Genomic DNA, 25,457 nt, shown 5'->3' on the forward strand with positions numbered 1-25,457 from the left:
TCAGAGCAGCCCGAGCAGCTGCAGATCCGTGACGTACTTCAGGATGACCGGCGCGGTGAGGTGCGGGATGTCGGGATCGGTGGGGTCGGGACCCAACTTCTCCTCCTGCACCGCAGTCCGGAACCGGTCCACCGGAGCCAGCGAGCCGTTGATCGGCTGCTGAGCTGACTGATAGTTGTGCAGCAGCGGCAGCAACGACGCCTGACGCTGCTTGTCGGGCAGCGACCGCAGGGCGGTGTCGAATCGGGCCAGCCAGTCGGTGTAGGCGGGGATGCGGACGATCGGGTGGCCTGCGTCGACCAACCAGTCGACGAAGGTGTCCATGCTGATGCCGTCGTCGTGCGGGTTCATCACGTGGAACGTCTCGAAGCCGGTGACGTGCCCGCTGATGGCGTCGACGGCGTCGGCGATGAATTCGACGGGCAGGCCGTCGAAGTGGGACCGCTGCCGGCTTCCGCCACCGTCGAGCTCGTAGAACGAGGCCGGGGCGACGCCCGTGGCCACCAGGCTCAGCATCATCCTGGTGAACATGTCGGGCACGTTGAGCTGACCGGCGTAGCTGGTGTCGGCCATGATCATGTCGCACCGGAACACCGAGACCGGCAGACCGCACAGGTCGTGCGCCTCGCGCAGCAGCACCTCTCCGGCCCACTTGCTGTTGCCGTAACCATTTGCGTAGTCGCCGTTGACCTTTCGCGTCGCGCTCATGGTTCGGATGTCGGTGTCCTCGACGAAGTGGCCCGGCTCGATGCCGTCACCGACGCCGATCGTGGAGACGTAGACGAACGGCTTGACGCGGGTCGTCAGCGCGATGCGGATCAGCTCCGCGGTCCCGACGACGTTGGGTCCGAACAGTTGGCTGTAGGGCAGCACGTGGTTCACCAGCGCCGCCGGGTCGACGATCAGGTCGACGGTGTCGGCCAGTCGCTGCCAGGTCGCTTGGGACAGGCCAAGATTCGCCTCACCCTTGTCTCCGGCGATGACCTCGAGGTGGTCGGATAGCGAGCGGTAGTGGGCCAGCAGTTGCGGGTCTCCACTGTCGAACGTGGCGTCCAGTCGAGCGCCAGCGTCCTCGTCGGTCCTGGCTCGCACCAGGCAGATGACCTTGCCGTCGACCAGGTCCATCCGATCCAGCCAATCCAGCGCCAGGTACCGGCCGAGGAAGCCGGTGGCACCGGTCAGCAGCACCGTGCGAACCTCGCCGCTTGGCCTGGGCAGCGACGGTGCCGCGGCCAGGGTGGCGTCGTCGAGGAACTTCTCCAACGTCAGGTCGCGCGCGTGCACTTCCGTGGCGTCGCGGCCGTGGACTGCGTCATAGGTGGGGCGCTTGGTGCCGCCGGCACGCTGCGCCTCGACGTACGCGGCGATCGACGCGAGGTCGCTTGCGGGACTGACGATCACCCCCACCGGCACGTCGACGTCGAAGATTTCGTGGAGCAGGTTGGCGAAGGTCAACGCCGACAACGAATCTCCACCGAGATCGGTGAACGCGGAGTCCGGTGCGACGTCGGCGGCGGCGGTCCCGAGCAATGCGCTCGCTGCGCGGCCGACGGTCTCGGCCACCGGGCGCTGGGCGCCGTCGCGTCGCAGCGTCCGCAGGACGTCGGCCTGCCCGTCGGCGAGGTCGACGTAGAGCTGCTCGAGTCGCTCGCCGTAGAACTCCTTGAGCTTCGGGCGGGCGAGCTTGCGGATACCGGTCAGCAGCCCGTTCTCGAGGGTGAACGGTGTGGTCTCCACCAAGAAGTCGCGAGGAATCTCGAAACCCTGCAAGCCTGACTCCCTGGCGACGCTCTGCAGGGCCTCGGCCAGGACCGGCTTCACGGCGGCGACGTCACCGCCGACGGCGGCGAGCGCGTCGTCGGTGGGCACCACCACCGCCAGCAGGTACGAGCGAGCGCTGTTGCCGTAGACGAAGATCTGGCGGACCAGCGGGTGGCCGCCGTAGGCCGCCTCGAGTTTGGAGACGGTGACGAACTCGCCCTGGGACAGCTTGAGGACGTTGTTGCGGCGATCCACGTAGGCCAGGTGATCGGGCGCGGTCTCGGCGAATACGTCGCCCGTGTGGTACCACCCGTCGGCGTCGAACAGTTCGGCGGTCACGTCGGGGCGCTTGAAGTAGCCGGGGATGACGTCGGCGGTCTTGACCCACAGTTCGCCGCGGGGGTGCGGTCGGTCGGTGGCGAAGTAGCCAAGGTCCGGAACGTCGACCAGCTTGTAGTCCACGACCGGTGGGCGTCGGATCTCGCCGTCCACCAGGACGACGCCGGCCTCGGTGGAGCCGTAACCGTCTTGGACGTGGACGTCGACGAAGTCCTCGATCCACGCGTGCAGCTCCGGAGAGATCGGCGCGGACCCCGTGATCGCCGAGAACTGCCGCCCACCAACGAGACTGGTGCGCTGTTCGGCCATGACCTCGCGTTCGACGGCGGCTCGGTCGGCGCCGTCGAGGCCGCTGGCCCGCCGGTCGGTCTCGCTTTGCACTTCCTGGAACAGCATCTCCCAGATGCGGGGGACGAAGTCGAGTTTGGTCGGGCGCACCAGCGAGAGGTCCTCGAGCAGCGTCGAGAGGTCGCTCTTGGCGGCGAAGTACGCCGTGCCGCCGGCGCCCAGCGTCGAGTACAGGATGACCCGGCCCATGACGTGGCTGATGGGCATGAAGCTCAGGGTGATGGCGGGCAGCTTGTTCTCGGTGTCCCATTCGGGGCTGAACCAGCCGCGCCAGCAGTTGGCCATCAGGCGGTCGGTGTACATCGCGCCCTTTGGCGCACCGGTGCTGCCGGAGGTGTAGATCAGGAGTCGGAGGGCGTCGGCGTCGCCGGCGCGGTGCCGAACGGCCGCGGCGTGCTTGGCGCCGCCGTCGACCACGTCTTGCAGCGACGTGACGGCGACGTTCAGCTCGGCGAGCCGGTCGGCGGCGGACCGCAGCGCGTCGCGGTGGTCGTCGACCTCGGGGTGGTAGTCGAAGACCACCAGCCGTCGCGGCGCATGGCCGGTCACGGCGAGTTCGACCGCGTCGTCGAGGTGGTCGACGCTCGAGAGGATCACCACGGGCGTGGTCTCGACGAGGATGGGCTGCAGCTGCGCGACGGGCGCACTGGTCTGAAGCGGCACCGACACAGCGCCCGTCAGCGACAGTGCCATGTCGACGACGGCGTAGTCGGCGCTGGTGAAGCCGAGCGTGGCGACGCGGTCGCCCGGTTGCACGGGGTCGCCGGCCAATCCGTCGGCCAGGGCGCGCACCCGCTCCCAGGTCTCGCGGTAAGTCAGGGTGTCGAAGCGGGGCAGCAGGGAGGCGACGGTGCGCCCGGAATCGTCGGTGACGAACTGCACGGCCCGATGCCCGAGTGCGGGGCGGTCGGCGTAACCGGTCATCGAGATCCGGATGACGTCGGCGAGCATCTCCCCGGGCGTGTTCATGGCGGCGACGATCGCCGGATCGGGTTGTGCGGCAACGAGTTGCGCGTCACCTGTGCCATTGGGGGAGGTCAATTCCTCGAATCGGCTGGTGAGTCGCGCTTGACGGTCGGCGGCAGCAGTTGACATTGGGTCTCCTGGGACGTGCAGGTGGTCGAATCGCCGGCGGGATGTGTCACCGGCTCCACCACCGGAAACTACGTTAGCAAAACTAAATATTCCTGAACGTTCCCTGTGCGGGGACTTGCCGCTGGCTGGGGCGAGGCTCCCATCGGCCACGTCGTCGATGCGTCCCGACGACCGGGTGACCGATGTCACCGGATCTCACCGCGTGAAAACGTCGACTCCAGCGCTCAGCACCACGGCGCACACCACGAACGACGCGGCCGCCCACGCCACGGCGTGGCGTTTGCTCTCCATGGCGACCACCGCGGCGACGACGGCGAAGAAGATGGAGCCCACGAACACGGCGATGGCAGGCCCGCCGCGGGGGATGACCGCGAGTGCCATCTGGGTGGTGGTCATTCCTGCGATGGTGGCACGGAAACACCGGGGCCAGCTGTGGATTGGCTAGCCCCTGGCTGGGACGACGTCAGCTACCCGGCCACTCGCCGGTCCACCGTTCGAAGACACGTGCCCCCTGCCGGTCGATGACCGTCTTGACCAGCGAATAGACGACACCCTGCACGGCGGCGGCCACCAGGATCTCCTTGAACGGGTATTCGGTCTGCAGGGCCGTCGGCGGGTCGGGCTTGTCACCGGGGCTCACCCGCTTCCAGATCTGCTTGAAGATGGCACTGGCCACCAACCCGCCCAGAATCGAGCTCACCAACCCGACGGGACGGTAGAGGATCTTCGCCGTGGCCGACGGTGCGTTGGTCATCGCCTTCTCCTTCGCCATACGACGACTCCGATCGTCAGCAGTACCACCGCGACAACCGCGGCGACGCTTGGCTTGACGGTTCCTTCGGGGGTTGTGGTGCTGTCGATGAGGTCGCGCTTGACACCGGTGACGGCGTCGCTCGCACGGGCCTTGACGTCCAGTTTGTCGGTCAACGCGCGTGCGGTGTCACCGAGTTCGGCTCGGGTGGCCTCGATGTCGGCCTGGAGTTCGTCGATGCCGGCCTCGGGTCCCGGCTCGGCGGGCGTGGGGTCAGGTCCTGTCATGGCGGGCGTCCTTCACCTCGTGGATGTCGTCCTTCACGTTCGCGACCGTTCGTTCTGGCACCGGCGACACCTCCTGCACCTGGCGCTTGCCGATCAGAGCGGCGACACCGCCGACGGCCAGCAGGACGACTCCGACGATCACGGCCGCCGCCCACACCGGAAGCACCAGCGCGAGTGCGGCCACCGCTGCGGCCACCAGGGTGGCCGCGCCGAAGACCGCGAATACCCCTGCGATGCTGAACAATCCGGCGCCGACCCCGGCACGTTTGGCCGATTCCTGGAACTCCTTTTGGGCCAAGCGCATCTCGTCGCGTACGAGACGTGACGTCTGCGTGGCCAGTTGGGTGATCAATTCGCCGGTGGAGGCACTCTCGGTCGGCATCGAGCCTGTGCTCATCACTGCTCCTTCTCGGGCCCGTGTTCTCCGTGGGTGTAGGCGACGTTCCCGCTGCGGCCGCACTCAAACGTCGACGTCGCGATGCCGATTCACGAGCTGAATGGGGTGTCGTCGGTAGGACGGCCGAAGTGTCACGCACTGCTGGTCGAGGCGGCCGACGTCGTCCCAGGCGGCCAGGAAGGTGCCCCGGTGCCGCCACCCCAGGACCGTCGAGACGACCGCCGGTCCGGTGCACCCGTAGCCGAGGTATGACGCCCGGGGGTGTGGGCTGACGGCGAACCCGAGCACTCTCGCGAGGCCTGCCCCGGTACCGTCCCCGTCGCCGGGCGGCAGACCCAGTCGGACGTCGACCACGGTGCCGACGCGCGTCCCGTCGTCCTCCAGCACGGCTAGACCGAGGATGTCACTCAGGAGCATGTCGACCTCCAGGGATGCGTCCAATCACGTGGTGCCGCAACCAGTCCTCCAGCCACAATGAGCTCGGCCGGACGTCGGTGGGTCGCAGGGTGAGCGTCACGCCGAGACGGTCCACCAGGTCCCACGGGATGAAGCAGAGCCGAGAGGCGGACGTGCTGCCGCCGAGGATGCGCGTGGCCAGCACGTGTCCGGTCACCAGTGCGGCGACGGTGGGAGCCGGCGTGCCCGGCTCGATGTCCACCCCCACGGGAACGTCGGCCAGATCGAGGTCGTCGACGACGCCGATCGGGTCGCCGTCGTGGTCGTGGAGTTGGCGGTCGAGCACCTGGCGCCGGGCGTCGACGACCCGGCCGTCCCACGGCGGCCCGGTCCTCATTGCCCGGCCCCCGTCACGATCATCAGCGGAATGGCGGCGATCGAGGCAACCAGGATCAACCCGAGGTACATCGTCGCGAACACGTTGGTGGTCCTTCCGTTGACGTGGTCGCCCATGTACTCGGAGTCGTTGGCCACCAACAGGATCGGCAGATAGGTCAGGGGCAGGGCGACGGCGGAGAACACCACGGAGTACTCGGTCACCTTGATCGGGTCGACGCCGGTGAGCAGCACCGCGCAGCCGACGATCAGGACGACGATCATCAACAGGTGAAAGCGCGCCGCCTCCGCCGGTCGCCGGAACTTGCCCCACGTCCAGCCCGAGTACTGGGCAATGGTGTAGCCGGCCGACAGGGTGGTCTCGAGCGCGGCGCCGAACGTCGCGGCGACGACGCCCACGATGACCAACGCCAGCGCCAGCTTGCCCCCGGCGACCACCACCGGCGCGACCACCTGGGACAGCGATGTCACGTCGATCTGCCGAGGCAACAGGACGATCGTCGCCGACGCGGCGATCGCCAGCGACAGGAGGCCGCCGAGCGGGAAGCCGACGAGGACGTTCATCCGGGAGCGGCCGAGGTCCTCGATGCTCCAGCGTTCCTCCACGGCCCCCGAGGAGAAGAAGAACACCTCGTACGGCGTCATCGCCGCGCCGAACAGGGCGACGGCGTAGTACCAGTAGGTGGCCGTCGACTCCGACTGCGGGACGGTCGGCGCGACGACCTGGCGCCCGAGGTCGCCCCAATGTGGGTGCAGCAGGAACACACTCACCGCGAACACGATCAGACACAGCCCGACGAGACCGGTGACGTTCTCCATGACGGTGAACCGAACCCGCCAGATGACGATCCACACGGCGAACGCCGCCACCGGCATCCACAGCGTCGGTCCCACGTCGGTGGCGAGTTGCAGCGCCAGCGCCATGCCGCCGATCTCGGCGGTGAGGGTCATCAGGTTGACGAGGAACGAGGCGGAGAGGTTCACCAGCGCGGAGCGGGGGCCCAGGCGGTCGCGGATGATCTCGAAGGTGGCACGTCCGCTCACCGCGGCGACCCGGCCTGCCATGTTCGCGTACAGGCAAATGCCCACTACGCCAACCGGAACCACCCAGGCCAGCGTCATCCCGAATCGGGATCCGACCACCGCGTTGGTGACCAGGTCGCCGATGTCGAGAAACCCGCCGATCGCCGTGAGCACGCCAAGGGCAATGGCGAACACCTTCGTCACGGCCCGCGCCGATCGGTGAACTCTCCCACCACGCGGTTCAGTTCGTCGCCGACGTCCTCGGACACCGGCACTCCCCGAACCACCGCGCCTGCGGCGTCGAGAGCGGCGGCCGCCTCGGCCAGGGTCGCCATGAGGGTCTGCTGCCGGGCAGTGTCGGCCGCGGTGTCGGGAGCGAGTGCCGCGACGTCGCCCAGTGCGGTGGTGACCTGCTCCCCGGCGTCGTCGAGCTGCACGGCGACAAGGGCACCGCTGGCGCGGTGATCACGCCACAGCTCGAGGACGAGAACGCCGGTGCGCGCGGCGGACTCGCCTTCGCGGTGGGCTTGAACGAGCTGACCGGGTACGCCGTCGCGGACCGAGGGACACGCACGGAGCAGCAGCCCCAGGCAGGCCGCGACCACCAGTGCGACGACGATCCGGCGTACGTACCTCACCCCCGGCTGTACCCAGCGGCGGTCGAGTCAACCCCCGGGACGGTCAGTCCTCGTCGTCGGCCTTCTGATCGGGCTTCTCGGCCTTGACGTCGGTGTCGTCGGACTCGTCAGAGTCGTCGGAGTCCTCGTCGGAGTCGTCGGACTTGCCCTTGGACTCCTTCTCGTCGTCGCTGCGTCGGCCGCCGACCTCGAGAACGGCCCAGTGACTTGGAGAGACGTAGACGGACCACTCGCCGTCACGCCGCCCCATCTTCAACACACCGTCGTCGACTTCCCACGCCGTGTCGTCGTCGTAGTCGGTCTCTTGCCCGTCGGAATAGGTCAGTGTGAATGCCATGGCCAGAGCCTGCCACCGCGGCGGCGGCTTCGTGGTGACCCCGCGAAATTGATCAAGATCATTCATCGCCATGTGCCACTGGCCTTTTCGTCGCCGTTTGATCCGTGCCGACTCGGCTACCACACTGAGATGGTGTCCACCCCGTCCGAAGACGTCGATCCGTTCGTCCGCGTGATCGGATCACAGGTCCACAATCTGAGGACCGTCGACGTGGCGGCGCCCCGCGACGCGTTCGTGGCGTTCACCGGGGTGTCCGGGTCCGGCAAGTCGTCGTTGGCGTTCGGCACCGTCTACGCGGAGGCGCAGCGCCGGTACTTCGAATCCGTCGCGCCCTATGCCCGGCGCCTGCTGCTGCCAGCCGGCGCCCCCAAGGTCGACGACATCACCGGTCTGCCGCCGGCGGTCGCCCTGCAGCAACGCCGCGGCGCGGGGACCTCCCGGTCGACGGTGGGCACGGTGACGACGCTGTCGAATCTGTTGCGAATGCTGTACTCCCGTGCGGGCACCTATCCACCCGGTGCGACCGTCCGGCTCGACTCCGACTCGTTCTCGCCGAACACCGCCATCGGTGCGTGCCCAGAGTGCCACGGCCTCGGCCGAATTCATCGCGTCACCGAAGAGACGCTCATACCCGACCCGTCGCTGACGATCCGCGAGGGCGCCGTCGCCGCGTGGCCGGGGGCCTGGCAGGGGCAGAACCTTCGCGACATCCTCATCACACTCGGCCACGACGTCGACGTGCCGTGGCGAAAGCTGCCCAAGCGCACCCGCAACTGGATCCTGTTCACCGACGACCAGCCGACGGTCGAGATCGACCCGAGCCAACATCCGGTCACCGCGGACTACTACTACAACGGCACGTTCTCCAGTGCCGAACGCCACGTGCGCCACACGCTGGCCAACTCACAAAGCGCGATGATGCGCCGCCGCGTGCTGCAGTTCGTCGACGCGGTCGACTGCCCGGTGTGCGGCGGCTCCGGGTTGCGGCCGGAGGCACTTGCCGTCACCTTCGCCGGACGCAACATCGCCGAGATGGTGGCCCTTCCGCTGACGGAGCTGGCCGCCGCGCTGGAGCCGGCGGCCAACCGCGTCGACTTCGACGCGGCGTACGAGTCCATCGAATCCGGCGAGTTCACCGAGGTCGCCACGATGATCGCGGCGGATCTGGTCGCGCGCATCCGGGTTCTGCTCGACCTCGGACTGGGATATCTGAGCCTCAACCGCCGGACGCCGACGGTCTCACCCGGCGAGCTGCAACGCCTGCGGTTGGCGACACAACTTCGAGCCGGGTTGTTCGGCGTCCTGTACGTGCTCGACGAGCCGTCGGCCGGACTCCACCCCGCCGATGCAGAACCGTTGCTCGACGTCTTGGATCGGCTTCGGCGCGCGGGCAATTCGCTGTTCGTCGTCGAACACGACATGGACGTGGTCCGGCGCGCCGACTGGATCGTCGACGTCGGGCCCGGCGCGGGCGAACTCGGCGGCGAGGTGCTCTACAGCGGCCCCGTGCCCGGCCTGGCCGACGTGACGACCTCGGTGACCCGCCGCTACCTCTTCGGCGACACCGAAACCGAGCCGCGCGCCGCCCGCGTGGCGTCACGCCACCTGCACCTGCGCGGCGTGAACTTCCACAACCTGCGCGACCTGGAGGTGCGCATTCCGCTCGGGGTGTTCACCGCCGTCACCGGGGTGTCCGGATCGGGCAAGTCGACCCTGGTCTGCAAGGTCGTCGGTGACGTCGTCGCCGGACATCTGGGCGCGGTCAACACCGTCATCGACGCCGAGGGCGCCGATCCCGCCGACGCCGACGGGGGCGTGGCCGACGTCGACGCCGACGCCAGCATCGGGGTGACGGTCGAGGGGGTCGAGTTCGTCGACCGACTCGTCACCGTGGACCAAAAGCCCATTGGTCGAACGCCGCGGTCCAACCTCGCGACCTACACCGGCATGTTCGACGCGGTCCGCAAGGTGTTCGCCGGCACCGACGAGGCGCGACGGCGGGGCTGGAGCGCGGGCCGCTTCTCCTTCAACGTGGCCGAGGGACGCTGCCCGACGTGTCAGGGCGAGGGTTTCGTCGCGGTCGAATTGCTGTTCCTGCCAGGCACTTACGCACCGTGCCCGACGTGTCATGGGGCCCGCTACTCCGCGGAGACCCTCGAGGTGCGTTACCGCGACCGCACCATTTCCGACGTGCTCGCCATGACGGTCGAGGAGGCCGCGGAGTTCCTGGCCGACGTTCCGGGGGCGGTGCGCAGCCTGACCACGCTGGTCGACGTTGGGCTGGGCTACCTCCGGCTGGGGCAACCCGCCACAGAACTCTCCGGCGGAGAGGCGCAACGCATCAAGCTGGCCACCGAGCTGCAGCGCGCCCGCCGGGGTCATACGTTCTACGTTCTCGACGAGCCGACGACGGGTCTGCATCCTGCCGACGTGGACCTGCTGGAGCGCCAGCTCCACCTGCTGGTCGACGCGGGCAACACCGTGGTCGTCGCCGAGCACGACATGAGAGTGGTGGCGGGTGCGGACTGGGTGGTCGACCTCGGCCCCGGGGCCGGTGACGACGGGGGCCGCGTCGTTGCCGCCGGGACACCGGAGCACGTTGCGCGAGCGAAACGGAGCCGGACGGCGCCCTATCTGGCGGCGCGACTGCGCTAGTCAGCCCTCGGCGCGGTGCCTGCCACGGTAGCCATCGCCGACGGAGCCCTGGGTCGGTGACCAGCCGAAACCAAACAGTTCCAGGCAGGGATCCACGACCTGCGGTACCAACCCTTGTGTCCCCCCGCGCTCGGCAGTCACGAGGTCGTCGCGTTCCATCACGGCGCGTATTTACCCCGACGTCAGGCGTTGCCAAACATTTCGGTCAGTGTCGTGAGGCGAAGTCCGACGGCGTGAAGTCACCGGCACTGAGTTTCGATTCGATGTCCTCCAAGCTTCGACCGGTCAGGTCCGGCATCCGGAAGTACACGAACAACCACGCCGCGACGTTGAACCCCCCGTAGAGCCACATGGCCGGGCCGACTCCGATGCCGCTGATCAACGTCAAGAGGGTCAGGGTGATGAGCAGGTTGGTGCCCCACAGCGCCGCGGATTGAGCCGCCGTGCCTGCCGGCCGCACCGCCAGAGGATAGGTCTCCGACCCGGTCAGCCAGCCCATCAGCTGCAGCCCACCGGCGTTGAACAGCATGAAGACCACCAAGCAGGCAATGATGAACGGCGTCGACTCTCGTCCGCTGTTGCCGGAGACGAAGAGCCACCCCAGGACGAACAGGCTCAGCGCCGCGCCGGGGATCATGATCAGGGTGAGGCGCCGACGGCCCACCCGGTCGATGATGCTCAGTCCGACCAGTTGGGCCACCAGGTAGCTCACCCCGAGGGCGACCGACACCTCCAGCGCCACCGATTCCGAGAACCCGTTGTCGGTGAGGATGGTCGGGGAGTAGTAGATGATCATCTCGATACCGCTGAGCTGGGTGAAGATGGCGATGCCGCAGCCCAGGATCAGGGCCGGTCGCACCCACGCCGCCCGCAGCCCCGACCAGCCGCGCGTCTCGGCTGTCTTCTCCTCGTGCGCCAACTCGGCCATCTCGTCGAGTTCGCCCTCCACGTCGTACTCCGAGGGCCGCACCCGGTCGAGCACCTCGTGTGCGTCGTCTCGCCGGTCCTGCTTGACCAGCCACCGCGGGCTCTCGGGCAGGCGCAGCAGCAGCACCAACATCAGCGCCGCCGGCACCGCGGCCGCTCCGATCGACCACCGCCACGGTATCGACTCCGAGGCACCGACGATCGTCGCGATCACGATGCCGACGCCGATTGCGATCTGGAAGCAGAGCACCAGACGTCCCCGATACTTCGGTGGCGCGAGTTCGGCGACGTACATCGGGGCGGTCTGGGTGGCGCCGCCGACGGCGAATCCGAGCACCAACCGCCCGATCGACAGCAGTACGGGATTAGGGGCGAGGGCGCACCACAGCGACCCGACGGCGAAGACGACCGCGAGCATCACCAAAGTGCCTCTGCGGCCGCGTCTCTCGGACAGGTGGCTGCACGTCAGCGCCCCGACGACGGCGCCGAGCAAGATGCTGGCGGCGATGACCTGCTTCCAGGCCTCCTCGATGCCGAAGTCCTTGGTGATCTGGAGCAGGGCGCCGGAGATGATGCCGGTGTCGTAGCCGTAGAGCATGCCGGACACCGCCGAGACCAGCGCGACGACGACTACCGCGCCGGTCAGCTGTCCTGGTGCCTTCTCTCTGGCCTCCGCCGAGCCGGTAGGTGCTTCGTCGGTCGAACCCATGCGTGATCCTCCAGCCGCCGTGACGTCACTGTCTTGATCTGGCTGAAGCGGTTTCACCCTTTCGTCGAAAGCTAAACTCCGCGCCGACGACGACGCCCACCTCGGAGCGGTGCTCTGAGGTGGGCGTCGTCGATTCGCGTGGGCGACCCCGAGGGTCAGCGCGCGGGCTGAGCCAGGTCGCTCTTGTTGTGGCGCTGCAGGAGGAAGCGGATCCAGCGGACGTCGATGATCACGAGTGTTTCCTTCGCTTAGGCGGACTTGGTGAGGATGGGGAGGATGCGCCGGCGTTCGCCCGCGACGTCCGAGAAGTGGTGCAGCGCATCGGGAACCGACGGGGTGGCCGGGAAGACGTCGTCGACGCCACAGAGGCGAAGCGTGCGCGACACCGCCTGGCTGATCACCAGCGACCATTCGTCGCCGGCGGCGAAGCAGGCCTCGTCGATGGCGTCGAGCAGTTCGATGCCCGGCGCAGCGAAGGAGGTGACGCCGCTGAGATCCAGGACGAAGGGCTTCTCGGCGATGATGCAGCCCTTGGCGTGGGCGACGACCTGCCCGACGTTCACCTCGTCAATGGATCCGGTGATGGTCAGCACGGTGGCAAGCTGGCGGCACTGCTTGTGGAGCTCGGCGCCGTTGCATTCGACCGACGGATTTCCATAGCGGAAGCGGGAATTCGTAGCTGAGCTGGTGCTCGTTGCGATCATGGCACTGCCTCCCTTCGGTAGTTGCCGAATGAGTTGGCGGCGTCGCCGTCACTTCGACCTGAAACCCAAGGTAAGGGCCCAAAATAAGGTACCGGGGAGTAGTTCCTAAATCATCGCTAAGACTTCCGCGGCCGCAGACGGCAAACCGTTCCGGGAAGCGGTCAGGTCCGGCGACCCTGACCCCCGGTGTAACCCTCCCACGGGGAGTAGTCGGCGATGAGCGATTCTTGCGGTGGCCGTTGATCTTCGGGCACGTGCTGCAGGTTGATTCGCACCCGGTACCAGATCGAACTGGGGCCGCGCATGCCGTCGACGAGCACGTCGACCGGGGTCAGCCGGTCGGCGGCGGCGGCGTACTTCGCCTTCCAGGACTCGAGGGCGGCCATCGCCTCGTCCTTCGTCTTGGTCCTCGCGATCTCGATGAGGGGCTTGGTCGACACCCGCTGACCGGGCGGGTGGCCCGCTCCACCAGCGTCGCGCCGTGCCCCGCTGGGTGCCTTCTCCGCCGGGCCCAGTTCTTTGGCCAGGGCGAGCAAGCCCTCTAGGCCGCCGGCGGCGGTGTCCATCCCCTCCCACGGGTCGCCCATGTCGGCGACGCGCTGCGGCACGGTCCTGACGGTGAACGCCTCGGGGCGGCAGCCGGGGACTTCGTCCCACCTCAACGGCGTCGACACCCGCGCGTCCGGCCGTGACCGCACCGAATAGGCCGACGCGACGGTGCGGTCCTTGGCGTTCTGGTTGAAGTCGACGAAGACGCCCTCGCGCTCTTCCTTCCACCACCGACTGGTGGCCAAATCTGGTGCCCGCCTTTCGACTTCGCGTGCGATCGTCTCGGCGGCCAGTCGAACCTGCCGATACGGCCAGTTGGGCTCGATGCGGGCGTAGACGTGGAATCCCTTCGAACCCGACGTCTTGGGCCACGCCACGAGGCCGTAGTCGGTCAGCACGTCGCGGGCCACCAGCGCGACCTCGACGATTTGGGCCCACTCCACCCCGGGCATGGGGTCGAGGTCGACGCGCAATTCGTCGGGGTGCTCGAGGTCGTGGGCGCGCACGGGGTGCGGGTTGAGGTCGACGCAGCCGAGGTTGACCGCCCATGCCAGGCCGGCGGCGTCGGTCAACACGGCCTCCTTGGCCGACGTACCCGAGGCGTACTTCAGCTCGGCGACGTCGATCCACTCGGGCCGCTTCTCGGGCGCACGCTTCTGGAAGACGGCCTCCTCGCCGATGCCCTTGACGAACCGTTTGAGGATCATGGGGCGTCCGGCCACTCCGCGCAGGGCACCGTCGGCCACCGACAGGTAGTACTCGATGAGGTCGCGCTTGGTGACCTCCGCGTGGCCGTCGACGCCGGGGAACACGACCTTGTCCGGGTTGGTGACGCGCAGGATTCGGCCGCCGATGTCCATCGACAGCGCGGAGGCCATGATGACGATGGTAGTCAGGCGCGCCCGCATGCGACGGCGGTCACATATTGTGTGCCCATGCCCAACCTCACAGAGCTTCCGCTGCAGGCAGCGGCCAAGGTTCAGCAGTACCTCGAACGCGGCTCGGCCGAGTTGCACTACGCCAGGAAGATGTTCGAGGCGGGCGCCCTGAAGGTCGAGCCGCCGCAGAACGTGGCCGCCATGCTCGCCGACATCCGGCGGTGGGGCGAGATCGGAATGATCCCGGCGCTCAACGCGCGGCGCAATCCTCGGGGCACGGCAATCGTCGACGACGACGGCGAGGTGACGTTCGCCGAACTGGACGAGGCGGCCAACGCCGTGGCTCAGGGCTTGATCGGCATGGGCGTGCGGGGCGGCGACGGGGTGGCGCTGCTGATCCGCAACCACCGCTGGTTCCTCATCGCGCTCTACGGGGCCGCCAAGGTCGGCGTGCGGTTGATCATGCTCAACAGCGAGTTCTCGGGTCCGCAGATCAAGGAGGTCTCCGAGCGCGAGGGCGCCAAGCTGATCATCCACGACGACGAGTACACGTCGGCGTGTGCGTCAGCAGAGCCGGAGCTGGGCAAGCTCCGGGCGCTGCCGACCAATCCGGACAAGCCCGACGAGCCGTCGGAGAGCAACGACGAGACCCTGGCCGACCTGATCGAGCGCAGCAAGTCCGGCCCGCCGCCGAAGGCCGCGGCGCACTCCAAGATCATCATCTTGACCAGTGGCACGACGGGAACTCCCAAGGGCGCCAACCGAAGCAGCCCGCCGTCGCTGGCCCCGATCGGCGGCGTCCTGTCGCACGTGCCGTTCCGGTCGGGTGAGGTGACCTCGCTGCCCGCACCGATGTTCCACGCCCTGGGATTCCTGCACGCGACCATCGCGATGATGCTGGGCAGCACGCTGGTGTTGCGGCGCAGGTTCAAGCCCGACACCGTGCTCGCCGACATCGAGAAGCACGGGGTGACGGCCGTGGTGGTCGTTCCGGTGATGTTGTCGCGCATCCTCGACGAGTTGGAGAAGACCAGCCCCAAGCCGAACCTGTCGAGCCTGCGGATCGTCTTCGTCTCCGGGTCGCAGCTTGGCGGCGAGCTGGCGACCCGCGCGCTGAAGGATCTGGGTCCGGTCGTCTACAACCTCTACGGGTCGACGGAGATCGCGTTCGCGACGATCGCCCGGCCCAAGGATCTGTCCGTCAACCCGTCGACGGTGGGACCGGTCGTCAAGGGTGTGAAGGTCAAGCTCTTCGACGACAACGGCAAGGAAGTGGCCCCGGGTGAGGTCGGCCGCATCTTCGTCGGCAACACCTTCCCCTTCGAGGGCTACACCGGCGGCGGCCACAAGGCGATCATCGACGGCCTGATGTCGTCCGGCGACGTCGGCTACTTCGACGAACACGGGCTGCTCTACGTCAGCGGCCGCGACGACGAGATGATCGTCTGTGGCGGCGAGAACGTCTTCCCCGCCGAGGTGGAGGACCTCATCAGCGGTCACCCGGAGGTCGTGGAGGCCACCGCCATCGGGGTCGAGGACTCCGAGTGGGGCCACCGGCTGCGCGCCTTCGTCGTCAAGACCGAGGGCGCGTCGGTCGACGAGGACGCCATCAAGGCCTACGTAAAGGACAACCTGGCTCGCTACAAGGTGCCGCGCGAGGTGATCTTCCTCGACGAACTGCCGCGCAACCCGACGGGCAAGATCCTCAAGCGCGAGCTGAAGGACATCGAGCCGAAGGCCGACGAGAAGGACCCCGAGCCGGAATCCGACGATGCGCCCGACGAGAAGGTCGACCAGAAGGCCGATTAGGTCGCGACGAAGGGCTCCAGGTCGAGCCAGCTGCCATGCGGGGTCCGGTCCAGCAGGTCGCCGATGCCGGCGTCGTGAAACGCCGCCGCGACGTCGTCGACGCCCTCGGTGAAGTGGGCCCAGGAGTCGAGGTGTGCGGCGACCACCACCCGTGGTGCCAGCACCTCGGCGGCCGCCGCAGCCCTGGCGCTGGTGAGGGTCAGCGGGCGGCCGCCCTGTTTGGGGGGCACGCGCGCAGCGCCGACGAAGAGCACCGCGACGTCGATCGCGCCGACGCCGTTCGCGATCTCCGCCACCGCGGCCAGCGAGGCGTTGTCACCGCTGACGTAGACGGTCGGCACCGCCTCGCCGGACAGCACGAAACCGGTCACCTCGCAGTTGACGTGACCGGAGTCGTCCCTCTCGCCGTCGGCCGGGCCGTGCACCGCGGGCACCGCCTGAATTCGTAGCCCGTCCAGCTCTGCGGTCTCCCAGGGGGCCAACCCCCGCGCGGGTGACCCAAGCCGTTGGGCCGCACCAGGATTGGTGAGCACCAGCGGCGCCGCCAGGGCCATCGCGCGGCCGGCGTCGTCGAAGTTGTCGAGGTGCTGATCGTGGCTGACGAGCACCACGTCCACCCGACCGAGCGCCGCGGCGTCGACCGCGGGCGCGGCCGTCTTGGTCAGGTAGGCGTGCGGGCCGGGCGGGTCGAACGTGGGGTCGACGACGATTCGCTGCCCGCCGAGGTCGAGCACGATCGTCGGGCCGCCGAGCACGCTGACCGCACATGGGCGCCTCGCCTCCGTGACTCCCATGTGCGGTCCTCTCCGGCTAGGTGGTGGGCGTGGCGCCCAGCACCCGTTGCAGGTCGGGCTTCATCGCCTGCAGCTGCTGGCCCCAGTATGGCCAGTCGTGCGTGCCGTCGTCGGGGAAGTTGAACACGCCGTTCTTGCCGCCCGCAGCGATGTACTCGTCCTGGAACGTGCGGTTGGTGCGAATCGTCAGGCCCTCGAGGAACTTGGCGGGCAGGTTGTCCCCGCCCAGTTCACTCGGGGTGCCGTTGCCGCAGTAGATCCAGATGCGGGTGCCGTTGTTGACCAACTGCTGGATGTTGACCATCGGGTCGTTGCGCTTCCAGGCGCTGTTGGGGTCCTCCGTGGCGCCCCACATGTCGTTGGCCTTGTAGCCGCCGGCGTCACCCATCGAGACGTTGATCAGGAACGGCCACGACCCCTCCGAGGGGTTCAGGAAGCCCGACAGCGAGCCCGCGTAGATGAACTGCTCGGGGTGGTAGATCGCCAACGTCAGCGCCGCCGAACCGGCCATCGACAACCCGACTGCGGCGTCGCCGGTGGACTTCACCTGGCGCTGGTCGGCGAGGTAGGCGGGCAGCTCTTGAGTCAGGAACGTCTCCCACTTGTAGGTCTGGCAGCCGCTCTTGCCGCACGCGGGCTTGTACCAGTCGCTGTAGAAGCTGGATTGGCCGCCGACGGGCATGACGACCGACAAGCCCGAGTTGAGGTACCACTCGAAGGCCTGGGTGTTGATGTCCCAGCCGTTGAAGTCGTCCTGGGCGCGCAGACCGTCGAGGAGGTACACCGCCGGGGAGTTGGGGCCGCCGCTCTGGAATTCGACCTTGATGTCGCGCCCCATGCCCGCCGACGGCACCATGAGGTACTCGACGGGCAGGCCGGGCCTGGAGAAGGCGTTCGCCGTGGCGGCGCCGCCGGCGATGCCGACGAACACGGGTAACAGAACCGCCATGACGGCCGTGATGACGAACCGGCGCACAATGATCTCCTCTGGTGTCGAACGTCGTGACGTCAACGGTCGCACGCGCTCCTGTCAACATCTCGTGGCTTCGATGGAGGGAATAGCTCCGGCATCCCGGTGGTACTACACCGGAGTGAACATCGACCTGACAGGAAAGACTGCGCTCGTCACCGGCTCCACCCAAGGCATCGGACTGGCGATCGCGAAGGGGCTGGCCTCGGCCGGAGCCCGCGTGGTGGTCAACGGGCGTACCGCCGAGCGCGTGGACGAGGCGGTGGCCGGGCTGAGTGGTGACGTGGTCGGCGTGGCGGCCGACGTGACCACCGCTGAAGGCGTCGCAGGTCTGGTCGAGCAGGTGCCCGCAGTGGACGTGCTCGTCAACAATCTGGGCATCTTCGGCGCGGCACCGGCCCGCGAAATCTCCGACGACGAGTGGCGCCGTTACTTCGACGTCAACGTGCTCTCCGCGATCCGGCTGATCCGCACCTACCTGCCGGGGATGACCGAACGTGGCTGGGGCCGGGTGCTACAGATCGCCAGCGACTCCGCGATCGTCATCCCGGAGGAGATGATCCACTACGGCACCTCCAAGACCGCTCTGCTGGCGGTCTCTCGGGGGTTCGCCAAGGACGCGGCGGGCACCGGGGTCACGGTCAACTAGGTCATCGCCGGGCCCACCCACACCGCGGGCGTGGAGGACTTCGTCTACCAATTGGTCGACGAGAACCTGCCGTGGGAGGAGGCCCAGCGGGAGTTCATGCGACAGCACCGCCCGCAGTCTCTGCTGCAGCGCCTGATCGAGCCCGAGGAGATCGCGAACATGGTCACCTACCTGAGCTCGCCGTTGGCGTCGGCGACCACCGGCGCGGCCGTCCGCGTCGACGGGGGATACGTGGACTCGATCGTCCCCTAGACTCTTGTCCATCACGTCGACGTGATCGGAGCAGGTGAACGGTTTCGGCGGCAGCTCATTCGGGTACGGATGGGCCGAGACGATGCGCTTGCCGCGTTACCCCCCACCCCCTGATCGAAAGCCGTGGTGAGCCCATGAGACGAGAAGTTGGCGCCCAGTTGCAGGTCGAGGTGTTCGACACCACGACGCTGGAATTTCAGATCGCCGTCGCACCCCAGCCGGGTGCCGAGGTGACCGAGGAGTTGTCGTTCACCCTGAACGGCAACGCCATCGAGCCGATCGAGCTGATCGGTCCGCACGGCACCCGAATCCACAAGTTCGAGGCGGGCAAGGGCACGGTGCTGGCGAACTACTCGGCCACCGTCATCGGCCAGGCCGAGCCGGCCCCGGTCACCGAGATCGACCTGTCGACGTATCTGCGACCCAGCCGCTACGCCGAGGCCGACAAGTTCTACGGCTTCGCCGCCACGGAATTCGGCAATGACGCGAAGTCGTCGGCGCTGCTGGAGAAGGTGTCGTCATGGGTCGGCACCCGCTTGCAATACGTGCCGGGCTCCAGTGATCCCATCGACGGGGCCGCCGACACCGTGCTGGCGGGCACCGGCGTCTGCCGCGATTACGCGCACCTGGTGATCGCCCTGCTGCGGGCGGTCAACGTTCCGGCCCGCTTGGTCGCGGTGTACGCGCCGGGCTGCTATCCGATGGACTTCCACGCCGTCGCCGAGGCCTACGTCGACGGGATGTGGCGGGTGGTGGACGCCACGTGCCTGGCGCCACGGCAGACCATGGTGCGCATCGCCACGGGCCGTGACGCCGCCGACACCGCATTCTTGGACAACCACGGTGGGGGCATCAACCTCACCAGCATGAACGTCAACGCCTGGGTCGAGGGCATGTTGCCGCTGGACTCGGTCGAGGAACTCGTCTCGCTGGGCTAGCCCCACGCCGACTGCCCGCTTCTCGACGCCGTCTCGTTGCGTCAAGGAAGCGGGCAGTCGGCGCGAGTGCTCAGTACTCGATGGCCTCGATCAGCGGTCCGGGCTCGTCCATCAGCGCCCAGAAGCGATCCCGGATGGCGGTGGTGACGGGGCCGGGTGTGCCGTCGCCGATCTTCTCGCCGTCGAGGGTGTTGATCGGCGTGACGCCACCGGCCGTGGTCACGGCCATGATTTCGTCGGCGTCGTAGAGTTCGCGGCTCGTCACGTCGCGCAGCGTGGCCTCGATGCCCATCTGGTCGGCAAGCTCGTAGACCGTCTTGCGGGTGATGCCCGGCAACGCATTTCGCGACGGCGACGCCAGGGCGCCGTCCTTGACGATGACGACGTTGAAGCCGGGGCCCTCGGCGACGCAGTTGTCGGAGTCCAGCAGGATGGCGGTGCGGGCGCCGCGGTCCTTCGCCTCGAAGCTGGCGGCGGTCAGGTCACCCCACTGGTAGTTCTTGATGGTGGGGTCGACGGTGTTGCGCCCGGCCCGCCGCACGTGGCGCGGCACGATCGCGGTGGTGCCGAAGATCTGCTCGGCGGGCGGGAACGCCCACAGGTAGGGAATGGCGTAGATGTAGACCTGGTGGGTGAGCTTCGAGAGGTCCTTCTCACCCTTCTTCTTGCCGTAGCCACGGGTGATCGTCAGGTTGACGAAGGACTCGCGAAGCTGCGACAGCGAGACGCACTTCTTGGTGATCTCGGAGATTTCATCCTTGCTCATCCCGGCGTCCAACCGCAGCTTGCTGGCGCCGTCGTACAACCGGTCGACGTGGTCGTCGAGCCGAAAGATGTTGCCGTGCCATACGTGTGCGACGGTGTAGGTCACGTCCGAGTGGCCGAAACCGGTGTCGAAGATCGAGATCCTGGCTTCCTCGGCGGGGATGAACTCGCCTTCGATCCAGGCCACCCCGCCCGCGAACGGGCTGGAGGTGTCGAGTTCGTAGTCGCTGTACTGGATGGCCGAGCCGGCGGGGGTGTCCTCGCGGATGGCGGCGCCGGGTTCGACGGCGACGAGGTTGCTGGTGCCGATGTCAGTGGTGAGGCTCATGGTGAATATCCTTGCTGCTTAGTGGTTTTCAGGACGTGTGGGTCTTGGCGTAATCGGGTCCGGCCTCGCCGGTCGCCAGCCGCTTGCGCAGTCCGGTGACGGCCCAGAGCGCGGTCAGCGCGAGCAGGCCGGCGAACACGTAACCGTTGCCGGCGAATTGGGGCAGGAAGATCAGCGCGGCGCACACCAGCGTGAAGGCGATCGCGGCCACCACGGCCACCGGCACGCGGGCCTTGCCGAGGTCGAACGTTCCCGGCTCGGGAGCAGGGATGGTGCGGCGGCGAGTGGCGATCATGACGGCGACGGTCTGCAACAGGTACATCGCGCAGACGGCCAGCGAGGAGAGCCCGAGGATCAGGAAGAAGGCCTTCTCGCTGACGAGTGCCGAGAGCAGCAGGATGGTCGACAGTCCGAAGATGCCGAGCACCGCGTAGGTGGGCGTGCGGTTCGACGGCGACACGTGCCGCCAGACGTGGGAGAACGGCAGCATGTTGTCCCTGGCCATGGAGTACGTCAACCGGGTGGCGACCAGGATGTTGGCCAGGATGCACGCCAGCACGTTGGTCAGCGCGACGGCGACCACGATGCGGCTGATGACCGGGCCCGCCTGCTGGGTGATGATCTCCTCGATGGGTGCGGCCGAGGCGGCCTCGACGGCGGCGGCGTCCTTGATGGCGAGCACGTACACGACGTACATGCCGAACTCGATGATGATCGACGCGGTCAGGGCGTAGAACATGGTGCGGGGAATCACCTTGCGGGCGTTCACCGTTTCCTCGGCGATGTCGGCGCTGGCCTCGACTCCGATGAGCCCGAAGAACGGTCCGAGCGAGGCGGCCAACCAGGCCAGCACGTACGGGGTGCTGTCGTCGGACGCGCCGCCGGTGAAGAGCACCGACACCGACTGGTGGTTGTCGGGGGACGAGAACGCGATGACCGCGACGACGATGGTGGCGCCGACGGTGATGATGAATTCGAGGCTGACCCCGATGTTGTTGACCATCGTCGCGAAGCGAACGCCGTAGAGGTTGATGAGCATGCACACGGCCATCACGCCGATCGCGACGAGGATCTGCGAGGTCTGGCTCATGTTCCAGCCGAACAGGCTGCCGAGGTAGCCGGAGAGGATGAAGCCGACGCCCGTCATGCCGCAGATCCAGCCGGCGAGCGCCAGCACGCCGGTGAACAGCGCCATGGTGGAGCCGACGAGCCGGCTGGTCCACTGGTAGGAGTAGCCGGCCAGCGGGATCTTGGCCGTCAGGTCGGCGGCGATCAGCGTCCAGATGATGAACACCGCGGCGGCCAGCAGTAGCGTCCAGACGAAGGGTCCGCCCGCGGTGAAGTAGCCCGCGCCGAAGCCGGTGAACACCGCGGTCGTCGCGCTGATGGTGGCGAAGCCGATCGCGAAGGACGCCAGCCTTCCGACCGAGCGGTCGAGCTTTTGGGTGTAGCCGAAGTCGGCGAGCTTGGCGTCCTCGTCGCGGAGGGGTGGTTCTGAATGAGTGGGTGAAGCCAGGGCATCGGTCATGATCGCTCCAGGTCAGGTCTGTCGAATTGCGCCTAGAGACAGGAAAGCGGTCCGGCCGGGCCGGCGGAAGTTCCGTGTTTTGATCTGCTCATAAATTGTCGTTATCAATGATCTCGTCGACCGGCGCCTCGCCGAGGTTCCAATGTGCCCGGACGTGCCTGACCAGCGCGTCTGCCTGCGGCGACAGCACTCCCGGCTGCCACGCCAGCGCCGTGTAACTCGGCGGCCGGTCGGTGATCGGCACGTAGACGATCCCGGGCCGATCGTAGAACCGCGACACCGACGACGACGTGAAGCTGATGCCGAGGCCGCGGGCGATCGACGTCGTCTCCGCCTCATAGGTCGCGGCGACCGCGGCGATGGTCGGCGGCCGGTTGCCCCGCACGTCCATCGCCAACCAGTAGTCGCGCCACGTGCCGGCAGTTAGCGGCGCACACACGATCGGGTCGTCGAGCAGCTCGGTGATCGACACCTCGGCGCGGTCGGCGAGGCGGTGGTCGCGCGGCATGCAGACCACCCACGCCTCGGAGTCGAGCATCAGCATGCGGTGCTCGGGCAGGTCGACCGGAGGCCGGATGATCGCGACCTCGGTGCTGCCGTCGCCGAGCCCGGCGGTCGGATCGGCGAAGTCGTACTCGATGGGTTCCACCGTGACCTCCGGGTAGGCGGCCTCGAAGTGGCGCACCACCCGGAACAGGAGGTCGGCCCCGGTGCCGATCAGATACCCGAGGCGCAGCACGCCCTTTCGCGTCCCCGAGAGGGTGACGAGGTTGTCGACGACCGCGTCGACGCCACTGAGCGCCTGCTGCACCTGCGGCAACCACGCCGCCCCGAGATCGGTCAGCGCGACCTCGCGGGTGTTGCGGGTGAACAGCACGACGCCGAAGTGCTGCTCGATCTGCTTGATCGCCGTGGACAGCGCGGGCTGGGTGATGAACAGCCGCCCAGCCGCGCGCCGGTAGTTGAGTTCCTCGCCGAGAACGGCGAAGTACCGCAGCTGACGCAGCGTGATGTCGGCGCTCATGCGCCGAAACTACGGCCTCTGGGGGTTACGGATCACGCGGCAGGCCGAGCAGGCGCTCGGCGATGATGTTGAGCTGCACCTCCGAGGTGCCGCCGTAGATCGTGGTGGCGCGCCCTGCGAGCAGGTACTCCGCCCACTTGCCGGAGGCCTCGTCCTGGTCGCCGATCGCGGCGTCGGTGCCGAATGACGACACCCCGAATTCGGCGTACCCCTGGCCGGTCTTCATCGACAGGAGCTTCGAGATGGCCGCGGCGGGCATCGGATCGCCACCGGCCAGCGTCAGCAGTGTGGAGCGCATGTTGAGCAGCTTGGCCGCGTGCCCCTCGGCGATGAGCTTGCCTGCCTCGGTCTGTTCGATCTGGTCGAACTGACCGTTGCGGACGAACTCGACGAACTGTTCGAGGCTGGCGAGGAACGGCGGTTCGCTGCTGCCGATCGACACGCGCTCGTTGGTCAGCGTGTTGCGGCTGACCTCCCAGCCGCGGTCGACCTCGCCGAGCACCATCTCGTCGGGCACGAAGACGTCGTCGATGAACACCGTGTTGAACATCGCGTTGCCGGTGAGCTCGCGGAGCGGCTTGACCTCGACTCCCTCGGCCTTCATGTCGAGCAGGAAGTAGGTGATCCCTTGATGTTTCGGCGCCGACGGGTTGGTCCGCGCGAGCAACGCACCCCACTGGGAGTACTGGGCGCCGGTGGTCCAGATCTTCTGGCCGGTGATGCGCCAGCCGCCGTCGACCTTGGTGGCCTTGGTGGTCAAGCTGGCCAGGTCGGAGCCCGCGCCGGGCTCGGAGAACAGCTGGCACCAGATCATCTCGCCGCGGAACGTCGGCGGCAGGAAGCGCTGCTGCTGGGTCTCGGTGCCGTAGGCGACGATAGACGGGATGATCCAGGCGGCGATGCCCATCTGCGGCCGCTTCACGCGTCCGGTGGAGAACTCCTGGGCGATGATGATCTGCTCGATCGGCTTGGCCGCTCGGCCCCACGGCGTGGGCAGGTGCGGGGACACCCAGCCGCCCTCGGCGATGGCGGTGACGCGCTCCTCGCTCGGAAGTGCCTTCAGCGCAGCGACTTCCGCACGAATCTCTTCGCGGAGCTTCTCGGTGTCGGGGTCCAGGTCGATGTCGATCGGGCGCATCCCGCTGTCGGTGGCGACGTCGACGACCTGCTGCGGGTAGTCCGCGGCCCGTCCGAAGCACGCGGCGAGCACGATGGCCCGCCGGTAGTAGACGTTGGTGTCGTGCTCCCAGGTGAAGCCGATGCCGCCGTGCACCTGGATGCAGTCCTGGGTGGTGTGCTGTGCGGCGACGGGCGCCAGCGTGCCTGCGACCGCGGCGGCGAACTCGTAGTTGCTGTCCCGAGGGTCTTCGTCCAGTGCACGCGCGGCGTCCCAGACTGCCGCGGTCGCGCGCTCGGTCTCGGCGATCATGTTGGCGCACTTGTGCTTGATGGCCTGGAACTGGCCGATCGGGCGGCCGAACTGCTCGCGGATCTTGGCGTACTCCGACGCCGTGTCGGTGGCCCAGCGCGCGACGCCGATGCACTCGGCGGCCAGCAGCGTCGAGATCAGGGCGCGAGCGCGGGTGCGGCCGAGGTTGGCGAGCACGCGATCGTCGGCGACTTCGACGGCGTTGGCGCGCACGTGGGCCAGGGGCCGCAGGGGGTCGACGCTGGTGACCGGCTCGATCTCGACCTGGTCGGCGTCCAGGACGATCCACCGTTCGTCGCCGTCGATGGACACCGGGAGCACCAACAGCGAGGCTTGGGCCGCGGCGGGTACGGCCCGCACTTCACCGCGGATGACGAGGCCGCCGCCCTGACGGGTCGCCGTCAGCCCGGAGTCGATGGCGTATGCGGCGATGACTTCACCGGAGGCGAGGGCCTCGAGCAACTTGTCGCCGGGGTCGTTGGCGGCGATCAGCGCGCTCGCGATCGCCGATGGCACGAACGGGCCGGGGACGGCGCCGTAGCCGAACTCGGCCAGTGTGATGGCGAGTTCGAGCACGCCGAAGCCCTGCCCGCCGACGTCCTCGGACAGGTGCAGACCCGGTAGACCCTGTTCGGCGGCGGCCTTCCAGTAGGTCGGCGGGTTGGCGATGGGAGTCTCCAGCGCCTCGTGCAGCACGTCCGACGGTGCCACCCGCTTCACCAAATCCCGTACTGAATCGGCGAGGTCGTTGTGCTCGGACAGGATCGCGATCGGCATGCGG

The 25,457-nt window shown here is 67.9% G+C and carries 22 protein-coding genes and 1 pseudogene; 4 read left to right on the forward strand and 19 right to left on the reverse strand.

Going from position 1 to position 25,457, the window contains the following annotated elements:
* The 10 genes from car to H7K45_RS10270 form a co-directional block, all read right to left on the reverse strand.
* Positions 1-3,543 (reverse strand): carboxylic acid reductase, encoded by a 3,543-nt coding sequence (car, locus tag H7K45_RS10225; RefSeq protein WP_263995691.1) that lies wholly within the window; start codon positions 3,541-3,543, stop codon positions 1-3.
* Positions 3,544-3,738: 195 nt separating this feature from the next.
* Positions 3,739-3,939 (reverse strand): hypothetical protein, encoded by a 201-nt coding sequence (locus tag H7K45_RS10230; protein WP_263995692.1) that lies wholly within the window; start codon positions 3,937-3,939, stop codon positions 3,739-3,741.
* 67 nt (positions 3,940-4,006) lie between these two features.
* Entirely contained in the window at positions 4,007-4,297 is a 291-nt protein-coding gene (locus tag H7K45_RS10235) for a DUF4235 domain-containing protein (RefSeq protein ID WP_263995693.1), read from the reverse strand.
* Positions 4,294-4,581, reverse strand: coding sequence for a DUF3618 domain-containing protein (locus H7K45_RS10240; RefSeq protein WP_263995694.1), 288 nt, complete (start codon positions 4,579-4,581; stop codon positions 4,294-4,296). Before H7K45_RS10240 ends, H7K45_RS10235 begins: the two co-directional genes overlap by 4 nt.
* Positions 4,568-4,978 (reverse strand): phage holin family protein, encoded by a 411-nt coding sequence (locus H7K45_RS10245; protein ID WP_263995695.1) that lies wholly within the window; start codon positions 4,976-4,978, stop codon positions 4,568-4,570. Before H7K45_RS10245 ends, H7K45_RS10240 begins: the two co-directional genes overlap by 14 nt.
* Before the next feature lie 63 nt (positions 4,979-5,041).
* Complete coding sequence (locus tag H7K45_RS10250; protein ID WP_263995696.1) at positions 5,042-5,395, reverse strand: PRC-barrel domain-containing protein; 354 nt, start codon at positions 5,393-5,395, stop codon at positions 5,042-5,044.
* On the reverse strand, positions 5,382-5,771 hold the full coding sequence (locus tag H7K45_RS10255) for a hypothetical protein (protein ID WP_263995697.1): 390 nt from the start codon (positions 5,769-5,771) through the stop codon (positions 5,382-5,384). The genes H7K45_RS10250 and H7K45_RS10255 overlap by 14 nt, the downstream gene beginning before the upstream one ends.
* Positions 5,768-6,997 (reverse strand): NRAMP family divalent metal transporter, encoded by a 1,230-nt coding sequence (locus H7K45_RS10260; protein ID WP_263995698.1) that lies wholly within the window; start codon positions 6,995-6,997, stop codon positions 5,768-5,770. Before H7K45_RS10260 ends, H7K45_RS10255 begins: the two co-directional genes overlap by 4 nt.
* Positions 6,994-7,431: a hypothetical protein gene (locus H7K45_RS10265; RefSeq protein ID WP_263995699.1), complete on the reverse strand. Its 438-nt coding sequence runs from the start codon at positions 7,429-7,431 to the stop codon at positions 6,994-6,996. Before H7K45_RS10265 ends, H7K45_RS10260 begins: the two co-directional genes overlap by 4 nt.
* A 43-nt stretch (positions 7,432-7,474) precedes the next feature.
* On the reverse strand, positions 7,475-7,768 hold the full coding sequence (locus H7K45_RS10270) for a hypothetical protein (protein WP_263995700.1): 294 nt from the start codon (positions 7,766-7,768) through the stop codon (positions 7,475-7,477).
* A gap of 132 nt (positions 7,769-7,900) precedes the next feature.
* On the opposite strand from H7K45_RS10270, the gene H7K45_RS10275 reads away from it, so the two are divergent.
* Positions 7,901-10,423, forward strand: a complete 2,523-nt coding sequence (locus H7K45_RS10275; RefSeq protein ID WP_372512528.1) for an excinuclease ABC subunit UvrA — start codon at positions 7,901-7,903, stop codon at positions 10,421-10,423.
* Positions 10,424-10,628: 205 nt separating this feature from the next.
* Here the strand turns inward: H7K45_RS10275 and H7K45_RS10280 are convergent, their stop codons facing one another.
* The 3 genes from H7K45_RS10280 to H7K45_RS10290 form a co-directional block, all read right to left on the reverse strand.
* Positions 10,629-12,116 (reverse strand): sugar porter family MFS transporter, encoded by a 1,488-nt coding sequence (locus H7K45_RS10280; protein ID WP_263995702.1) that lies wholly within the window; start codon positions 12,114-12,116, stop codon positions 10,629-10,631.
* Between the two features lie 191 nt (positions 12,117-12,307).
* Positions 12,308-12,763, reverse strand: a complete 456-nt coding sequence (locus tag H7K45_RS10285; protein ID WP_263995703.1) for an STAS domain-containing protein — start codon at positions 12,761-12,763, stop codon at positions 12,308-12,310.
* 161 nt (positions 12,764-12,924) lie between these two features.
* Positions 12,925-14,190, reverse strand: a complete 1,266-nt coding sequence (locus H7K45_RS10290) for a DNA polymerase domain-containing protein (protein ID WP_263995704.1) — start codon at positions 14,188-14,190, stop codon at positions 12,925-12,927.
* A gap of 57 nt (positions 14,191-14,247) precedes the next feature.
* Between H7K45_RS10290 and fadD2 the strand changes: the two genes are divergently transcribed.
* Complete coding sequence (gene fadD2 / locus H7K45_RS10295) at positions 14,248-15,999, forward strand: long-chain-fatty-acid--CoA ligase FadD2 (RefSeq protein WP_263995705.1); 1,752 nt, start codon at positions 14,248-14,250, stop codon at positions 15,997-15,999.
* Here the strand turns inward: fadD2 and H7K45_RS10300 are convergent.
* Together H7K45_RS10300 and H7K45_RS10305 are read right to left on the reverse strand one after the other, a co-directional pair.
* The gene (locus H7K45_RS10300; RefSeq protein ID WP_263995706.1) at positions 15,996-16,793 is read right to left on the reverse strand and encodes an MBL fold metallo-hydrolase; all 798 of its coding nucleotides are present in this window, start codon (positions 16,791-16,793) and stop codon (positions 15,996-15,998) included. The two genes, fadD2 and H7K45_RS10300, sit on opposite strands and share 4 nt — an antisense overlap.
* Positions 16,794-16,809: 16 nt before the next feature.
* Positions 16,810-17,742, reverse strand: coding sequence for an esterase family protein (locus H7K45_RS10305; protein ID WP_263996950.1), 933 nt, complete (start codon positions 17,740-17,742; stop codon positions 16,810-16,812).
* A gap of 142 nt (positions 17,743-17,884) precedes the next feature.
* On the opposite strand from H7K45_RS10305, the pseudogene H7K45_RS10310 reads away from it, so the two are divergent.
* Positions 17,885-18,664: pseudogene (locus tag H7K45_RS10310) on the forward strand (SDR family NAD(P)-dependent oxidoreductase).
* 134 nt (positions 18,665-18,798) lie between these two features.
* Positions 18,799-19,602 (forward strand): transglutaminase-like domain-containing protein, encoded by an 804-nt coding sequence (locus tag H7K45_RS10315; protein ID WP_263995707.1) that lies wholly within the window; start codon positions 18,799-18,801, stop codon positions 19,600-19,602.
* Between the two features lie 70 nt (positions 19,603-19,672).
* On the opposite strand, the gene H7K45_RS10320 is transcribed toward H7K45_RS10315, so the two are convergent.
* The 4 genes from H7K45_RS10320 to H7K45_RS10335 all read right to left on the reverse strand — a co-directional run bounded on the left by H7K45_RS10320 (position 19,673) and on the right by H7K45_RS10335 (position 25,453).
* Complete coding sequence (locus H7K45_RS10320; RefSeq protein WP_263995708.1) at positions 19,673-20,695, reverse strand: aminotransferase class IV; 1,023 nt, start codon at positions 20,693-20,695, stop codon at positions 19,673-19,675.
* Positions 20,696-20,723: 28 nt separating this feature from the next.
* A complete protein-coding gene (locus H7K45_RS10325; RefSeq protein ID WP_263995710.1) occupies positions 20,724-22,223 on the reverse strand; it encodes an APC family permease in 1,500 nt (499 codons plus the stop codon).
* A gap of 88 nt (positions 22,224-22,311) precedes the next feature.
* Positions 22,312-23,247, reverse strand: coding sequence for a LysR family transcriptional regulator (locus H7K45_RS10330; RefSeq protein ID WP_263995711.1), 936 nt, complete (start codon positions 23,245-23,247; stop codon positions 22,312-22,314).
* Between the two features lie 25 nt (positions 23,248-23,272).
* Entirely contained in the window at positions 23,273-25,453 is a 2,181-nt protein-coding gene (locus H7K45_RS10335) for an acyl-CoA dehydrogenase family protein (protein WP_263995712.1), read from the reverse strand.
* Between the last annotated feature and the right edge of the window lie 4 nt (positions 25,454-25,457).

The organism is Mycobacterium yunnanensis, assembly GCF_025823185.1.
Taxonomy (GTDB): domain Bacteria; phylum Actinomycetota; class Actinomycetes; order Mycobacteriales; family Mycobacteriaceae; genus Mycobacterium; species Mycobacterium yunnanensis.

Excerpts from the sequence above, each read along its gene's own strand:
- car (WP_263995691.1), bottom strand. The coding sequence starts at position 3,543 with ATGTCAACTGCTGCCGCCGACCGTCAAGCGCGACTCACCAGCCGATTC.
- H7K45_RS10230 (WP_263995692.1), bottom strand. The coding sequence starts at position 3,939 with ATGACCACCACCCAGATGGCACTCGCGGTCATCCCCCGCGGCGGGCCT.
- H7K45_RS10235 (WP_263995693.1), bottom strand. The coding sequence starts at position 4,297 with ATGACCAACGCACCGTCGGCCACGGCGAAGATCCTCTACCGTCCCGTC.
- H7K45_RS10240 (WP_263995694.1), bottom strand. The coding sequence starts at position 4,581 with ATGACAGGACCTGACCCCACGCCCGCCGAGCCGGGACCCGAGGCCGGC.
- H7K45_RS10245 (WP_263995695.1), bottom strand. The coding sequence starts at position 4,978 with ATGAGCACAGGCTCGATGCCGACCGAGAGTGCCTCCACCGGCGAATTG.
- H7K45_RS10250 (WP_263995696.1), bottom strand. The coding sequence starts at position 5,395 with ATGCTCCTGAGTGACATCCTCGGTCTAGCCGTGCTGGAGGACGACGGG.
- H7K45_RS10255 (WP_263995697.1), bottom strand. The coding sequence starts at position 5,771 with ATGAGGACCGGGCCGCCGTGGGACGGCCGGGTCGTCGACGCCCGGCGC.
- H7K45_RS10270 (WP_263995700.1), bottom strand. The coding sequence starts at position 7,768 with ATGGCATTCACACTGACCTATTCCGACGGGCAAGAGACCGACTACGAC.
- H7K45_RS10285 (WP_263995703.1), bottom strand. The coding sequence starts at position 12,763 with ATGATCGCAACGAGCACCAGCTCAGCTACGAATTCCCGCTTCCGCTAT.
- H7K45_RS10290 (WP_263995704.1), bottom strand. The coding sequence starts at position 14,190 with ATGGCCTCCGCGCTGTCGATGGACATCGGCGGCCGAATCCTGCGCGTC.
- fadD2 (WP_263995705.1), top strand. The coding sequence starts at position 14,248 with ATGCCCAACCTCACAGAGCTTCCGCTGCAGGCAGCGGCCAAGGTTCAG.
- H7K45_RS10300 (WP_263995706.1), bottom strand. The coding sequence starts at position 16,793 with ATGGGAGTCACGGAGGCGAGGCGCCCATGTGCGGTCAGCGTGCTCGGC.
- H7K45_RS10305 (WP_263996950.1), bottom strand. The coding sequence starts at position 17,742 with ATGGCGGTTCTGTTACCCGTGTTCGTCGGCATCGCCGGCGGCGCCGCC.
- H7K45_RS10315 (WP_263995707.1), top strand. The coding sequence starts at position 18,799 with ATGAGACGAGAAGTTGGCGCCCAGTTGCAGGTCGAGGTGTTCGACACC.
- H7K45_RS10320 (WP_263995708.1), bottom strand. The coding sequence starts at position 20,695 with ATGAGCCTCACCACTGACATCGGCACCAGCAACCTCGTCGCCGTCGAA.
- H7K45_RS10325 (WP_263995710.1), bottom strand. The coding sequence starts at position 22,223 with ATGACCGATGCCCTGGCTTCACCCACTCATTCAGAACCACCCCTCCGC.
- H7K45_RS10330 (WP_263995711.1), bottom strand. The coding sequence starts at position 23,247 with ATGAGCGCCGACATCACGCTGCGTCAGCTGCGGTACTTCGCCGTTCTC.
- H7K45_RS10335 (WP_263995712.1), bottom strand. The coding sequence starts at position 25,453 with ATGCCGATCGCGATCCTGTCCGAGCACAACGACCTCGCCGATTCAGTA.